Annotated in this window: 14 protein-coding genes; 3 read left to right on the top strand and 11 right to left on the bottom strand. The window is 72.8% G+C overall.

Annotated features, from left to right (window positions below; all coding sequences use genetic code 11):
• Positions 1-67 precede the first annotated feature (67 nt).
• The 6 genes from hemB to DEH69_RS14655 form a co-directional block, all read right to left on the bottom strand.
• Positions 68-1072: a porphobilinogen synthase gene (hemB, locus tag DEH69_RS14630; protein WP_113687413.1), complete on the bottom strand. Its 1005-nt coding sequence runs from the start codon at positions 1070-1072 to the stop codon at positions 68-70.
• The gene (locus tag DEH69_RS14635) at positions 1072-2643 is read right to left on the bottom strand and encodes a bifunctional uroporphyrinogen-III C-methyltransferase/uroporphyrinogen-III synthase (RefSeq protein ID WP_258534673.1); all 1572 of its coding nucleotides are present in this window, start codon (positions 2641-2643) and stop codon (positions 1072-1074) included. Before DEH69_RS14635 ends, hemB begins: the two co-directional genes overlap by 1 nt.
• A 104-nt stretch (positions 2644-2747) precedes the next feature.
• Positions 2748-3710, bottom strand: a complete 963-nt coding sequence (hemC, locus tag DEH69_RS14640) for a hydroxymethylbilane synthase (protein ID WP_113687383.1) — start codon at positions 3708-3710, stop codon at positions 2748-2750.
• Complete coding sequence (locus DEH69_RS14645) at positions 3707-5074, bottom strand: glutamyl-tRNA reductase (protein WP_113687384.1); 1368 nt, start codon at positions 5072-5074, stop codon at positions 3707-3709. Before DEH69_RS14645 ends, hemC begins: the two co-directional genes overlap by 4 nt.
• On the bottom strand, positions 5071-5829 hold the full coding sequence (locus DEH69_RS14650; protein ID WP_113687385.1) for a redox-sensing transcriptional repressor Rex: 759 nt from the start codon (positions 5827-5829) through the stop codon (positions 5071-5073). The genes DEH69_RS14645 and DEH69_RS14650 overlap by 4 nt, the downstream gene beginning before the upstream one ends.
• A 229-nt stretch (positions 5830-6058) precedes the next feature.
• Positions 6059-6400 (bottom strand): glutaredoxin family protein, encoded by a 342-nt coding sequence (locus DEH69_RS14655; protein WP_113687386.1) that lies wholly within the window; start codon positions 6398-6400, stop codon positions 6059-6061.
• A 74-nt stretch (positions 6401-6474) separates the two neighbouring features.
• On the opposite strand from DEH69_RS14655, the gene DEH69_RS14660 reads away from it, so the two are divergent.
• The 3 genes from DEH69_RS14660 to DEH69_RS14670 all read left to right on the top strand — a co-directional run bounded on the left by DEH69_RS14660 (position 6475) and on the right by DEH69_RS14670 (position 10003).
• The gene (locus DEH69_RS14660) at positions 6475-7437 is read left to right on the top strand and encodes an HAD family phosphatase (RefSeq protein ID WP_113687387.1); all 963 of its coding nucleotides are present in this window, start codon (positions 6475-6477) and stop codon (positions 7435-7437) included.
• A gap of 250 nt (positions 7438-7687) precedes the next feature.
• On the top strand, positions 7688-8476 hold the full coding sequence (locus DEH69_RS14665; RefSeq protein ID WP_113687388.1) for an ECF subfamily RNA polymerase sigma factor, BldN family: 789 nt from the start codon (positions 7688-7690) through the stop codon (positions 8474-8476).
• 273 nt (positions 8477-8749) lie between these two features.
• The gene (locus DEH69_RS14670) at positions 8750-10003 is read left to right on the top strand and encodes a DUF5667 domain-containing protein (RefSeq protein WP_113687389.1); all 1254 of its coding nucleotides are present in this window, start codon (positions 8750-8752) and stop codon (positions 10001-10003) included.
• A gap of 29 nt (positions 10004-10032) precedes the next feature.
• Here DEH69_RS14670 and DEH69_RS14675 read toward each other — a convergent pair whose 3' ends face one another.
• From DEH69_RS14675 to DEH69_RS14695, 5 genes are all read right to left on the bottom strand, one after another.
• Positions 10033-11010: a lysophospholipid acyltransferase family protein gene (locus DEH69_RS14675; protein WP_113687390.1), complete on the bottom strand. Its 978-nt coding sequence runs from the start codon at positions 11008-11010 to the stop codon at positions 10033-10035.
• Positions 11003-12040: an NAD-dependent epimerase/dehydratase family protein gene (locus DEH69_RS14680; RefSeq protein WP_113687391.1), complete on the bottom strand. Its 1038-nt coding sequence runs from the start codon at positions 12038-12040 to the stop codon at positions 11003-11005. Before DEH69_RS14680 ends, DEH69_RS14675 begins: the two co-directional genes overlap by 8 nt.
• Before the next feature lie 69 nt (positions 12041-12109).
• On the bottom strand, positions 12110-12208 hold the full coding sequence (locus tag DEH69_RS14685) for an AURKAIP1/COX24 domain-containing protein (protein ID WP_003948845.1): 99 nt from the start codon (positions 12206-12208) through the stop codon (positions 12110-12112).
• A 128-nt stretch (positions 12209-12336) separates the two neighbouring features.
• Complete coding sequence (locus DEH69_RS14690) at positions 12337-12546, bottom strand: helix-turn-helix domain-containing protein (RefSeq protein WP_113687414.1); 210 nt, start codon at positions 12544-12546, stop codon at positions 12337-12339.
• 607 nt (positions 12547-13153) lie between these two features.
• The gene (locus DEH69_RS14695; protein ID WP_113687415.1) at positions 13154-14323 is read right to left on the bottom strand and encodes an acetoin utilization protein AcuC; all 1170 of its coding nucleotides are present in this window, start codon (positions 14321-14323) and stop codon (positions 13154-13156) included.
• Positions 14324-14446: the final 123 nt, after the last annotated feature.

A 14446-nucleotide genomic window follows, 5' to 3' on the forward strand; every position in this document is an offset into this window, starting at 1 on the left:
CGTCCATGATGACCGCGGCGCCAGGCCCGTGGATCACCGCCCCGCGGATCACCGCCCGGCCAGGCGGTCACGCGCGCTCGCGCCCCCAGCGCTGGGCGAACTCCGTGGCCCAGTACGTGAGGATCACATCCGCGCCCGCCCGCTTGAACGCCGTCAGCGTCTCCTCGATCGCCCGCTCCCGGTCCAGCCAGCCGCGCTCCGCCGCCGCCTCGACCATCGCGTACTCGCCCGAGATCTGGTACGCCCCCACCGGCACGGGCGAGGCGTCCACGACCTGCCGCAGCACGTCGAGATAGGGCAGCCCCGGCTTCACCATCACCATGTCCGCGCCCTCGGCCAGGTCCTGCGCCAGCTCGCGCAGCGCCTCCCTGGCGTTCGGCGGGTCCTGCTGATACGCCTTGCGGTCGCCGGTGAGCGAGGAGTTGACCGCCTCGCGGAACGGCCCGTAGAACGCCGACGCGAACTTCGCCGTGTACGCGAGCAGCGCCACATCCGTGTGCCCCGCCGCGTCGAGCGCCGCGCGGACGTGCCCGACCTGGCCGTCCATCATCCCGCTCGGGCCCAGCACATGGGCCCCGGCCTCGGCCTGCACGCGCGCCATCTCGGCGTAGCGCTCGAGGGTCGCGTCGTTGTCCACCCGCCCTTCGGCGTCGAGGACGCCGCAGTGCCCGTGGTCGGTCACCTCGTCGAGGCACAGGTCGGACATCACCACGAGGGCGTCCCCGACCTCGGCGCGCACCGCGCGCAGCGCACGCTGGAGGATGCCGTCGGGGTCGGTGCCCGGCGAGCCGATCGCGTCCTTCTTCGCCTCGTCGGGCACGCCGAACAGCATGATCCCCGAGACCCCGGCCTCCGCCGCCTCGCCCGCCGCCTTGCGCAGCGAGTCGAGCGAGTGCTGCGCCACGCCCGGCATCGACGCCAGCGGCACCGGCTCGCCGACGCCCTCCCTGACGAACGCGGGCAGGATCAGGTCGGCCGGGTGCACCCGGTGCTCGGCGACCATCCGCCGCATCGCGGCCGTGGTCCGCAGCCGCCTCGGCCTCACGGCGGGGAACGTCCCCGCGTTGTCGATCACGGTGTGCGCGCCCTCCTGCGCTGCGGCCTCTTCTCGCTGGGCCGCTTCAGAACCTCGCCCGCGTCGAGCGCCGCCGCCCGCCGCTCCGCCCCGAACTGGGCGAGCGCCTCGGCCAGCTTGTGCACCGACGGCTCGGGCGCCATCACGTCGACCCGCAGCCCGTGCTCCTCCGCCGTACGGGCGGTGGCCGGGCCGATACAGGCGATCACGGTCACGTTGTGCGGCTTGCCCGCGATGCCGACCAGGTTCCTGACGGTGGACGACGACGTGAACAGCACCGCGTCGAAGCCGCCGCCCTTGATCGCCTCACGCGTGGTGGCGGGCGGCGGCGACGCGCGCACCGTCCGGTACGCCGTCACGTCGTCCACCTCCCAGCCCAGCTCCACCAGGCCCGCCACCAGCGTCTCGGTGGCGATGTCGGCGCGCGGCAGGAACACCCGGTCGATCGGGTCGAACACCGGGTCGTAGGGCGGCCAGTCGTCGAGCAGCCCCGCGGCCGACTGCTCGCCGCTTGGCACCAGGTCGGGCCGCACGCCAAAGCGCAGCAGCGCCCGCGCCGTCTGCTCGCCGACCGCCGCGACCTTGATCCCGGCGAACGCCCGCGCGTCCAGGCCGTACTCCTCGAACTTCTCCCTGATGGCGCGCACGGCGTTGACCGAGGTGAACGCGATCCACTCGTACCGCCCCGTGACCAGGCCCTTGACGGCCCGGTCCATCTGCTGCGGGGTGCGCGGCGGCTCCACCGCGATGGTCGGCACCTCGCTCGGCACCGCGCCGTAGGAGCGCAGCTGCTCGGAGAGCGACGCCGCCTGCTCCTTGGTGCGCGGCACCAGCACCTTCCAGCCGAACAGCGGCTTGGACTCGAACCAGGCAAGCTGCTCGCGCTGGGCTGGCGCGCTGCGTTCGCCGACGACGGCTATCACCGCATGGTCGCCCTCGCCCGTGGGCAGCACCTTCGCGGACTTCAGGGTCCGCTCGACGGTGCCGAGCGTCGCCGTCCAGGTGCGCTGCCGCGTCGTGGTGCCAGCGACGGTGACCGAGAGCGGGGTGTCGGGCTTGCGGCCCGCGGCGATCAGCCGCCCCGCGGAGACCGCGACGGACTCCAGCGTCGTGGACAGCACGACGGTCGCGTCGCTCGCACCGACCTCGGTCCAGCAACGCTCGTCCGCGGTCGGCCCGTTGACGAACCTGACGTCGCCGCCCTCGGGGTCGCGCAGCGGCACCCCCGCGTAGGCGGCCACGCCGACCGCGTGCGCGACGCCGGGCACGACCTCGAACGTGATGCCCTCGGAGGCGAGCGCCAGCATGTCCGCCGTGGTGTCGGTGTCCATGCCGGGGTCGCCCGCGACGGCACGGACGACCCGCTTGCCGCGGCGCGCGGCCCGCATGACAAGATCGGCCACATCGTCGGCCGTGGCGAACGCGCCGGGGTCCTTGGCGTCCCCCGCGCGCTGGAGCGGAGTCTCCGTCCCCGGTCTGATGTGCTCGCTCACGACCTCGAACGCCTCGGGGTCCGCGATCAGCACATCGGCCTGCGCCAGGACGTCGACCGCGCGCAAGGTCAGCAGACCCGGGTCACCGGGTCCGGCTCCGAGGAAGGTGACGTGTCCGAGGGAGACGCCGGAGGGCCGCGCGCGCGCGGCGGCGGGTGTGGGGTGTGTGGTGGTGGGGCTCAATGTGCTCGCTCCCCCATTAGACCGGCCGCGCCCTTGGCGAGCATCTCGTCGGCGAGCCTGCGGCCCGTCGCCGCCGCCTCGTCGGCGGACCCCGGTACGGGGCCGGTGGTGGACAGCTGCACCAGCGCTGATCCGTCGATGGTGCCGACGGCGCCGCGCAGGCGCATTTCGGTGACGGTCTGCCCGTCTTCCAGCAGGTCGGCGAACGCGCCCACCGGGGCGCTGCAACCGGCCTCCAAGGCGGCGAGCAGACTGCGCTCGGCGGTCACGGCGACCCGGGTGCGCGGGTCGTCGAGCTCTCCGAGCCGGGCGGCGAGTGTCGCGTTCGACGCGGCGCACTCGACCGCGAGTGCCCCCTGCCCTGGGGCGGGCAGGACGATGTCGGGGGCGAGGAGATCGGTGATCTCCCCCTCCCTGCCGAGGCGGCGCAGCCCGGCGGCGGCGAGGACGACGGCGTCAAGCTCGCCGTCGCGGACGTACCCGATCCGGGTATCGACGTTCCCCCGGATCGCGACGGTCTCGATCTCGCAGCCGAGCGCGCGCGCCCAGGCGTTGAGCTGCGCCATGCGGCGCGGTGAGCCGGTGCCGACGCGGGCCCTGCCCCTGGCCACGGCGAGGGATTCGAAGCTCAGCCCGTCCCTGGCCACCAGCGCGTCCCTCGCGTCCTCGCGGCGCGGCACGGCGGCCAGCGCGAGCTCGGGCGGCTGCGCGGTGGGCAGGTCCTTGAGCGAGTGGACGGCGAAGTCGATCCGGCCTTCGAGCACGGCCTCGCGCAGCGCCGAGACGAACACCCCGGTGCCGCCGATGCGGGCCAGGGCCTCGCGCGAGACGTCGCCGTAGGTGGTGATCTCCACCAGCTCGACGGGCCGCCCGGTCAGCCGGGTGACGCGCTCGGCGACGCCGCGCGACTGCGCCATCGCGAGCTGGCTGCGCCGCGTTCCGAGCCGCAGGGCATTCATGACCGCTCCTGTTCGCGTGTGCGGACGGCGGCGGCCGTTCGCGGGTCGAGGTCGAAGAGCTGCCGCAGGGCGGCAGCGTAGTGGTCGCCGCCCGGCTCCCCTGCCAGCTCCTTCACGCGCACCGTCGGCGCGTGCAGCAGCTTGTCGACCACCCGCCGCACGGTCCTGGCGATCTCCGCCCGCTCCTTGTCGTCGAGGTCGGGCAGCCGCCCCTGGAGCCGGGCCAGCTCGGCGGCGACGACATCGGAGGCCATCGCGCGCAGCGCGACCACGGTGGGGGTGATGTGCGCGGCCCGCCTGGCGGCGCCCAGCGCCTCGGTCTCGTCGTCGACGATGCGCCGCACGGCGTCCACGTCGGCGGCCATGGGGGCGTCGGCCGAGGCGGCGGCGAGGGATTCGATGTCCGCGAGGCGGGCGCCCGGCAGCCGGTGCACGGCGGCGTCGACGTCGCGCGGCATGGCCAGGTCGAGCAGCGCGAGCGGCTCGTCGCCGCCCCGCAGCCGTGCGCGCTCGCGCAGCGCCGAGGCGACGGCGTCGGCCGTGAGGACGAGCCCCGACGCGCCCGTACAGGAGACGACGAGGTCGGCGAGGGCCAGCTCGGCGGTGATGGAGATGGCGTTGATCGGAACGGCGCGCGCCTTGCCGCCCTCCTGGCCGAGCCCTGCGGCGAGCCGCTCGGCGCGCTCCAGCGTCCGGTTGGCGATCACCAGTTCGGCGACGCCCGTGCGGGCCAGCGTGGCGGCCGCGAGCGACGACATCGATCCGGCGCCGATCACCAGCGCGCGCTTGCCGCGCACCCACTCGGCCACATCCGGTCCCTCGGCGAGCTGCTGGAGCCCGAAGGTGACCAACGACTGTCCCGCGCGGTCGATCCCGGTCTCGCTGTGGGCCCGCTTGCCCACCCGCAGCGCCTGCTGGAACAGCTCGTTCAGCAGCCGCCCCGCCGTGTGCTCGTCCTGCGCGTGGGCCAGCGCCCCCTTGATCTGGCCGAGGATCTGCCCCTCGCCCACCACCATGGAGTCGAGCCCGCAGGCGACCGAGAACAGGTGCCGCACCGCGCGGTCCTCGTGGTGCGCGTAGAGGAACGGCTTCAGCTCCTCGATGCCGACGCCGCTGTGCCGGGCGAGCAGCGTGGACAGCTCGGAGACCCCGGCGTGGAAACGGTCCACCTCGGCGTACAGCTCGATCCGGTTGCACGTGGAGAGCACCGCGGCCTCGGCGACCACCGCCCCCTCGACCACCGGGTCCGCGGCGGCGAGCACGTCCCGCAGCAGCTTGCCGCGGTCGTCGGGGGCGAGCGCGGCGCGCTCCAGCAGGCTGACGGGCGCGCTGCGGTGGCTGAGACCGAGCACGAGCAGGGTCATGCGGGCATCACCGCCGGGATGTCGCCCTCGGGGCCCTGGTCGTCGGGCGCGTCCACGGGGGCGGGGGCGGGGCCGCCATTGCGCGCGAGCTCGTCCGTGGCCTTGCGCTGCTCGTGGAAGGCGAGGATCTGCAACTCGATGGAGAGGTCCACCTTGCGCACGTCCACGCCGTCGGGTACGGAGAGCACGGTCGGCGCGAAGTTGAGGATCGAGGTGACCCCGGCGCCCACGAGCCGGTCGCACACCTGCTGCGCCGCGCCGCCCGGGGTCGTGATGACGCCGATGGAGACGCCGTTGGTGCGGATGATCGTCTCCAGGTCGTCGACGTGCTGCACCGGAAGGCCAGCGACCTGGGTGCCGGTCATCGCGTGGTCGGCGTCGATCAGGGCCGCGACGCGGAAGCCGCGTGAGGCGAATCCGCCGTAGTTGGCGAGGGCGGCGCCCAGGTTGCCGATGCCGACGATGACGACCGGCCAGTCCTGGGTGAGCCCGAGTTCGCGGGAGATCTGGTAGACGAGATACTCGACGTCGTAGCCGACGCCGCGCGTTCCGTAGCTGCCGAGGTAGGAGAAGTCCTTGCGCAGCTTCGCGGAGTTGACCCCGGCCGCGCTGGCCAGCTCCTCGGATGAGACCGTGGGCACCGAGCGCTCCGAAAGCGCGGTCAGCGCCCGCAGGTACAGCGGAAGCCGGGCGACGGTCGCCTCGGGGATTCCTCGGCTACGGGTCGCCGGTCGGTGGTTTCGGCCAGTTGCCACGGTGCTCCTGCCGTTCGGGCCAAGCGGAGGGCGGCTGTGCGCGGCGGGTACGCCGGAACCGCTCCGTCGCGGCCAGGCTATGTCTTTGTGAACGCGTGCACAAAGACGGTGTCCGTTTTGTCCGGGCAAAGTGACCGGTGCCACATGCAACAACAGGGACACCCGGCCACGCTCCTCACGTATGCGTCCTCGCGGGAAAAAACGGCCTCGTATCGTAATCCACAACGCCTCAAGCTCCCAACGCCCGCTTCAGGCGCCCGGCGTCCACGCGCCAGAAGTCGTGCTGCGCGCCGTCGATCAGCACCACGGGGATCTGCTCCTGGTACAGCCGGTGCAGCTCCGGATCGCGCGTGATGTCCCTCTCCTCCCAGGCGGCCCCCACCTCGTCGCACACCGCGGCGACCACGCGCCGCGCGTCGTCGCACAGATGGCACCCTGGCCTGCCGATCAGCGTCACCAGGCGCTCGGACGCGGGGCGTTCACCCGCGGCGGCCCGCGCGCGCCTGGTCCTGCGCTCGCCCTCGCCGCGTTCCCTGTCCGGCCTGCGGAGCAACGGAGTCATGGCGCCCATTGTGCCGCGCGCGGCCACCCCCGCGTCACGCTCGCGCAACCGGGGCACCGCCCCGGGGTGGCTATGCTCGCCCCATGGCCAGGTCTCGTTCCACCGAACGTTCTTCCGGGCGTTCCCCCGAGCCCGTACCCTCCGCCGCTTCCTCGCGCCTGGCCTGGCTCACCCCGCGTCGCAAAGCCGCCACGGAGCGCACCAGGCTCGCGGGCGAGGCGGCCGCCGAGGCCGCGCGCGGCACGGTCGCCGAGCCGGAGTTCCCGGCGCACGGGGACGCCAAGGCGGCGGCGTTCTTCGACCTCGACAACACCGTGATGCAGGGCGCCGCGATCTTCCACCTCGGGCGCGGCCTCTACAAGCGGAAGTTCTTCAAGAAGCGGGAGTTGCTCAAGTTCGCCTGGCAGCAGGCGTACTTCCGCATGGCGGGCGCGGAGAACGCCGGTCACATGGCCGACGCGCGGGACAGCGCGCTCTCGATCGTGCGCGGGCACCGCGTCGCCGAGCTGACGGCCATCGGCGAGGAGATCTACGACGAGTACATGGCCGACCGCATCTGGCCCGGCACCCGCGCGCTCGCCCAGGCCCACCTGGACGCGGGCCAACGCGTCTGGCTCGTCACCGCGGCCCCCGTGGAGACCGCGGCCATCATCGCCCGGCGCCTCGGCCTGACCGGGGCCCTGGGCACGGTCGCCGAGTCGGTCGGCGGCGTCTTCACCGGAAGGCTCGTCGGGGAGCCACTGCACGGGCCCGCGAAGGCCGTTGCCGTCGAGGCGCTCGCCGAGTCGGAGGGCCTGGACCTGGAGCGCTGCGCCGCGTACAGCGACTCGGCCAACGACATCCCGCTGCTCTCGCTTGTCGGTTATCCGTATGCGATCAACCCCGACCGCAGGCTGCGTGCGCACGCCAGGGAAATGGGCTGGCGCCTGCGCGACTACCGAACGGGCCGCAAGGCGGTGCGCGTCGGCGTTCCCGCGGCCGCCGGAGCGGGCGCCGTCGCAGGTGGGGCCGTTGCGGCCGTCGCGCTCCAGCGCCGCCGCCGCTAGGCGCCAACCCGCTTTCCCCAACACCCCGACCGATCAAACTCGGTCAGATCTTCAGCAGATCAGCAGCCCATGCGATCAGGTATGCCCTGGCGTTTGCATGGCGTGGTGAACACAACCGGTAACTCTTCAAACCTAATCGGCGATTTTCGCAACTAGGCGTAGCGTCGTCAGCACGAAGCGTTATTCTCCTCAGACGCATGTGACGGATCCGCCACTGCACGTGTTGGAAGCTAACGCCTCTGGGAGTCCCGTGTACCCACACGTCGGGGTTGACGCCTCGGGCCTGGCTACGCTGCGCACGACGGTCGCCGACCGGCTGCGCACCCTCGTCCCCTCCGCGTACGCCGTCCCCACCCTCGCCACACCTGTCCCCACTCGCCCCCCCGGCCCCGCCTACGCGGTCGTGGACCCACCCGCCGCCGCGACCGTCGGCAGACGAGCCCGCTCCGGAGCCGCCGGCGCCTCGACCGCACGCCCCGCCGTCCCCAGCGACAGCCGCCGCATGATGGACCTCGTCGAGCGCGCCCAGGGCGGCGAGGCCGAGGCGTTCGGCTGCCTCTACGACCACTACTCGGACACGGTCTACCGGTACATCTACTACCGCGTCGGCGGCCGGGCCACGGCCGAGGACCTCACCAGCGAGACGTTCCTGCGCGCGCTGCGCCGCATCGGCACGTTCACCTGGCAGGGCCGCGACTTCGGGGCATGGCTGGTCACCATCGCCCGGAACCTGGTCGCCGACCACTTCAAGTCGAGCCGTTTCCGCCTCGAGGTGACCACGGGCGAGATGCTCGACGCCAACGAGGTGGAGCGCAGCCCCGAGGAGTCCGTCCTCGAATCCCTCGCCAACTCCGCGCTGCTCGACGCCGTCCGCAAGCTCAACCCCCAGCAGCAGGAGTGCGTCACGCTGCGCTTCCTCCAGGGCCTCTCCGTCGCGGAGACCGCCCGCGTCATGGGGAAGAACGAAGGCGCGATCAAGACCCTCCAGTACCGGGCGGTCCGCACCCTGGCACGGCTGCTGCCCGACGACGCCCGATGAGCCGCGGGGCGCCCGATGCCAGCCACGGGGCCCCGCGCCCCGGCGTCCCGACCACGGAACGTGAGCACCCCACGCCCGGCAGTCACATAATCTGCCAGCCGTAACCCGAGTGCCCGTCCGCTCGTTGTCGCCAATTGGAAACGCACCGCGGACTCCCCACCGCCCCACCGCCGCGCTCCGACCAGGCGTCACCTCTTCGGGTACACATGGCCGAAGCCGGCAACTTCTGTCCGTCAGGGGGAGTCATTCCTGTGACGAGAGGAGGTGCCGCCCGTGATCGGACCCATGTCGGCCCATCGCCGGGCCAACGCCTTCGCCCATCTCCTCGATGAGTCGCGGCTCGACAGGCCGGGACTCGACGAGGAGGAGACGGCGGCCCCGGAAGACCGGCGGGAGCAGACAGCCCTGCTCGCGGTCGTGGAGAAGCTGGCGGCCCTGCCGGGGCCCGAGCTCTCCCCAGGGACCAGGACGGCCCAACGGGCCCAGCTGGTCGCCGCGATGGAGTCGGCGTTCGCCGAGGGCATGGACCCCGCAGAGAGCCCGAGCGGAGGCCCCAGCGCCGGTCGCGTGCCGGGCCAGCGCCGCGCGCGCGGGGCGAAGGGCGCGCACCGCGCCACCCAGGGCGGCGTCCTGGCCAGGCTCAAGCCCACCACGCGGCTCACCAAAGGGCTCGCCGCCAGCGGCCTCACCGTGGGCGTGGCGGCGGGCGCGTTCGGCGGCGTCGCCGCGGCGAGCACCGACGCCCTGCCGGGCGACACGCTCTACGGCTTCAAGCGCGGCATGGAGGATCTGCGGCTCGACTTCGCCGATGGCGACATGGACCGCGGCCAGCTCTACCTCGACCACGCCTCACGGCGCATGGGCGAGGCGAGACGCCTCCTGGAGCGCGGCAGATCCGGCCCGCTCGACAGCTACGACCTCGACGCCATCCACCGGGCCCTGGCCAGCATGCGCGACGACGCCGCCGAGGGCCATCGGCTCCTCAGCCGCGTCTACCAGGCGGACGGCTCCATCGACCCGATCCGCTCGCTCTCCGCCTTCGCCGACGACCACCGCGACACCTGGGCCCACCTCCGCGGCCGGCTCCCCGCCCCGCTGTGGGACGTCGGCGTCGAGGTCACCGACGTCTTCAACGCCATGGACGAGGAGATCGGCCCGCTCACGTCGCTCCTGCCCGAGCGCACCGAGACCACCTCGTCGGCCGGGGGCACGGGCGGCGGCGCCTCCGCGTCCCAGCGGCCCGGCGGCCACGCGCCCGAGCACCCCGCCACCAGCCCCGAGCCCGGCGGCACCCACGACCAGCGCGACCCCGAAGACCGCGACCGCGCGGGCGAGTCGGAGCCACCGGGCGACGGGCTGCTCGACGGCGGCCTCCTCACGCCCGAGGGCCGCGAGCCGGGCCCCGAGGCCAGCTCCCCACCCGGCGCCACCGAGCCGGGTCGGCTGCTCCCCGAGCCGGATGTCACCATCCCGCCCCTGGTGGACGACCTGCTCCCCGACCTCGGCCTCGACCCCGAGGAGCCCTGAAAAGCCCCAGGAAGCCCTCTGGAAGTCCTCTAGAAGAACACCGACCGCCGCGCCACCAGCAGCTTGTACAGCGTGTGCTGGATGGTCTCCCGCACCTGATCGGTCAGCTGGAACATCAGCATGGGATCCTCAGCCGCCTCGGGTGGCTGGTCCCTGGTCTCGATCGGCTCCCCGAGCTGGATGGTCCACTTCGTGGGCAGCGGGATCGCACCCAAGGGCCCCAGCCAGGGGAACGTCGGAGTGAGCGGGAAGTACGGCAGGTTCAGCAGGCGGGCGAGGGTGCGCGCGTTGCCCACCATGGGGTGGATCTCCTCGGCACCGACGATCGAGCAGGGCACGATCGGCACCCGCGCCCGCAGCGCCGTCGCCACAAAGCCGCCGCGCCCGAAGCGTTGCAGCTTGTACCGCTCGGAGAACGGCTTGCCTATGCCCTTGAAGCCCTCGGGCATCACCCCGACCAGCTCACCCCTGGCAAGCAGCTCCTGGGCGTCCTCCGCACAGGCGAGCGTGTGCCCGGCCTTGCGCGCCAGCTCGTTCACCACCGGCAGCTGGAACACCAGATCGGCGGCGAGCAGCCGCAGATGACGGTCCGCCGGGTGCCGGTCCCGCACCGCCACCTGGAGCATGAGCGCGTCCCAGGGCAGCGTGCCCGAGTGGTTCGCGACAACGAGCGCGCCCCCCTCGTCCGGCACGTTCTCCATGCCGCGCACCTCGACCCTGAAGTACTTCTCAAAGACCGGCCGAAGCAGCGTCAGCAGCACCTCGTCCGTGAGGTCCTGGTCATAGCCGAAGTCATCGACCTCGTAATCCCCCGTCAGCCGCCGCCGCACAAAGGCGACCCCCCGCGCAAGCGCCTCGTCGAGGCCGCCGCCCTCCTCGCTCTCCTCCGCGGGGCCGCCGCCCTCCGCCCGCTCCCCCTGCTCCTGGCCGCCGTCGAGCGGCGGCCGCGCGCGCCCCCGCCCCCGGCGCTCCTCCTCATCGAACGGGATCACCTTGGCGTCACCCACGGCGCAGCACCTCCCCGATGCGGTCGACCCACCGGCCCACCGCGTCAGGCGGCAGGGCACCGGGCCCATGCGTCGCGGCGAACGCCGCGAAGGTCTCGGGCGTCGTATAGGCCAGCGGCCCGCCCATCGCCTCGGTCAGCCGCGCGGTGCGCACGACCCGCCCATGGGTGAGCGAACGCAGCTGCTCGGCCGATATCCCCCTGATCCCCAGGGCGCCCAACGCCGAGCCCAGCCACGGCGCCAGCGGGTGCGCCACGGGAACGGTCGGCCGCCCGATCCGCCTGGCGGCCTGGGACAGCAGCAGCACGCCAGCACCCGCCACGTTGAACGTCCCCGCGCCAAGCGCCCCCTGGCTCCCCGGCTCGGCGACCGCGCGGGTCAGCACCTCGAGCATGTCGTCCTCGTGGACGAGTTGGAGCCGCGGGTCATAGCCGAGGAGCGTCGGCAGCACGGGCAGCCTGAAGTACGCCGCGAGCCGCGAGTCGGCCGCGGGCCCAAGCACGTGCGCGAACCGCAGCACGGTGACGGCCACATCGGGGCAGCGCCGCTCAAACCCCCTGGCATACGCCTCGATCTCGGCGACATCGCGCGGAAACCCCCCGGCGGCTGGCGCCCTGGGCGGCGTGTTCTCGTCGAAGACGGCGGGGTCGCGCGCCGCGGTGCCATAGATCTGCGTGCTCGACTTGATCACGACGCGGCGCAGGCCCGGCACCTTCTGGCAGGCGCCGAGGAGTTGGAGGGTGCCGAGGACATTGACCTCCTTCACCCCCGCGCGGCCGCCTCCCGAGGACCCGGGGGTGCCGTGCACATCGAGGTGGACGACCGTGTCCACGGCGTGCTCGGCGAGCACCGTCACGATCGACGGCTGCCGGATGTCCGCACGGACGAACTCGGCCTCGCCGAGCGGGCGCACGGGGGGCCTGCTGTCGACGCCGACGACCCGGTCGACGCCGGGACCCCTGAGGATGTGACGCATGAAACGCCCGCTGAGCTGTCGAGCGGCGCCGGTCACGAGCACGGTCCTGCCCATGCCTCTCCCCTGCCGTGCGGAGGCCCTCCCGTCGCGATACGGACGGGAGGGCCGTTCAGCGGCGCTCGCTCACTTCTTGTTGCGGCGCTGGACGCGGGTGCGCTTCAGCAACTTGCGGTGCTTCTTCTTCGCCATCCGCTTGCGCCGCTTCTTGATGACAGAGCCCACGACTACCCTCGCTCACTTCGCTTACCCGGTGCGGGGCGTCCGAGCCCACACGACCTACATGGCGCTCAGCCTACCGTTCACCGAGTGATACGGGTTAATCGAGGGGGGCCGACGGGCTTGCTTCGTCGTTACGCGCTCTCCGCTCCCACGAACGACTCTCGGAGGTACTCATGGACGGCCTGCTCGGGAACCCGGAAGGACCTTCCCACCCGGATCGCGGGCAGATGACCGGCGTGCACCAGGCGGTACACAGTCATCTTGGAGACTCGCATCACCGCGGCGACTTCCGCCACGGTCAGGAACTTGGCCTCGCTCAGAAGCCTTTCACCAGTAGCCATGTCACACCTGACCTTCCGCACATGTCGGACACCGGCTTCCCCTCCGGTGACTCCCTCTCGCATGTGCGCTCATCCCCAGAGTAGGGGCGGGTGATGCGAGTGGGGAAGAGGTGCCTCAACCGGCCTTTTACAACGAGCCCGGTCTTACCGTGACGAAGAAGACCGATTGGGGCATAGCGCCGAAGCGCCTCGTAGCACCACGGGCGCATGGCGTCAGCGCGCGGCGTTTTTGCCCCGACCGCAAACGGCATCGCGCCGACCGGTCGCCGAGGCCGCGGGCACGGCGGGAGCCCGGGGCGTCGCCCCGCGCCTGACCTGCGCGGCAACGCTCGACACCGCCCCGCGCCACCCCCCTCCCTCCGGCCCCAACCCCCTTGCGGACAAGGAGAGGTGAGGGGCCGTGAACGCGGGATGTGAACGGTGGCACCGCGCCGCCGCACCCGACCTCCCGCCCCCCGGCGCGCGGCGGTGTCGCGCGGTGGCGTAGAGGGAATCGGGTCGTTTTGTCGATAGATCCCCCCTGCACTGATGCGAGAGGGGCGCAGCTTGTCCGCGCCCCATGCCCCGTCAACTGGGCGTAGGCCGTGGTCAGTCGGCGGGGGCGGGGTCAGGGGAGCAGGCCGTGGTGGGGGTAGACGGCGCGGCGGGTGGCGAGGATGGCCCGGTCGACGGTGTCGGCGGGATCGTAGCCGTCGGCCCAGTCGCGCCAGCGTGGGGCCCTGCCGTCGGTCATGCGGCGGGGGCCGCTCTGCCGGGTCAGCGCGTAGACGGCTTTCAGCCAGCTGTCGGGGGTGGCCGCGGTGGGGTCGACGGGGGCGTGGGCGGCGATGGCGACGAGGTGGGTCCAGAGGCGGGGGACGACGTCGATGACGGCGTACCCACCGCCGCCGAGCGCCAGCCATCGGCCCTCGGCGTGCTGGTGGGCCCAGTCGTGGCAGGACTCGGCGGCGAGGCGCTGGGCGTCGAGGCTGAGGGCGAAGTGGGCGAGGGGGTCTTCGAAGTGCCCGTCGGCGCCGTGCTGGCTGACGACGACCTGCGGGCGGAAGGCGGTGAGGAGCTCGGGGACGACGGCGTGGAGGGCGCGCAGCCACTCCTGGTCGGAAGTCCCCGCGGGGAGCGGGACGTTGACGGCGCCGCCAGGGGCGGCCTCGCCCCCGGTCTCCTCGGGGAGCCCGGTTCCGGGAAAGAGGGTGCGGGGGTGTTCATGGAGGGAGATAGTCAGAACGCGGGGGTCGTCCCAGAACGCGTCCTGCACGCCGTCGCCGTGGTGCACGTCGGTGTCGATGTAGGCGACGCGCTCGGCGCCCAGCTCCAGGAGGCGAGCGATGGCGAGGGCGGCGTCGTTGTAGACGCAGAACCCTGAGGCCGCGGCGGGCATGGCGTGGTGGAGGCCACCGGAGAAGTTGACGGAGTGCCGGACGTCGCCGCGCCAGATGTCGTCGGCGCCCGCGACGGACTGCCCGGCGATGAGGGCGGACACCTCGTGCATGCCGGGGAACGCGGGGGTGTCGTCGGTGCCGAGCCCGAGGCGCTGGTCGGCCTCCCAGGGGTGGAGGGAGGCGTGCCTGACGGCGTCGAGGTAGGGGCTTCGGTGGACGAGGGCGAGGGTGGGGTCCCCCGCGGGACTGGCGGCGACGACGTCGATGCGCCGGTCGAGGCCGAACGCCTCCACGAGCCGCATGGTCAGGGTCAGCCGCACGGGGTCCATCGGATGCGAGGGGCCGAAGTCGTATCCAGCGACGCCCTCGTCCCACATCAGTCGTGCCTCACCGCTCATGGTGACACGGTAGCGGAAACACAAGTGGGCCTTGCCGACGAAATCCCTGTCGGCAAGGCCCACTTATGAAGAATTGTCCGGCGGTGTCCTACTCTCCCACACGGTCCCCCATGCAGTACCATC

Origin of the sequence: Streptomyces sp. PT12 (genome assembly GCF_003311645.1) — a bacterium.
In the GTDB taxonomy this organism is placed as follows: Bacteria; Actinomycetota; Actinomycetes; order Streptomycetales; family Streptomycetaceae; genus Streptomyces.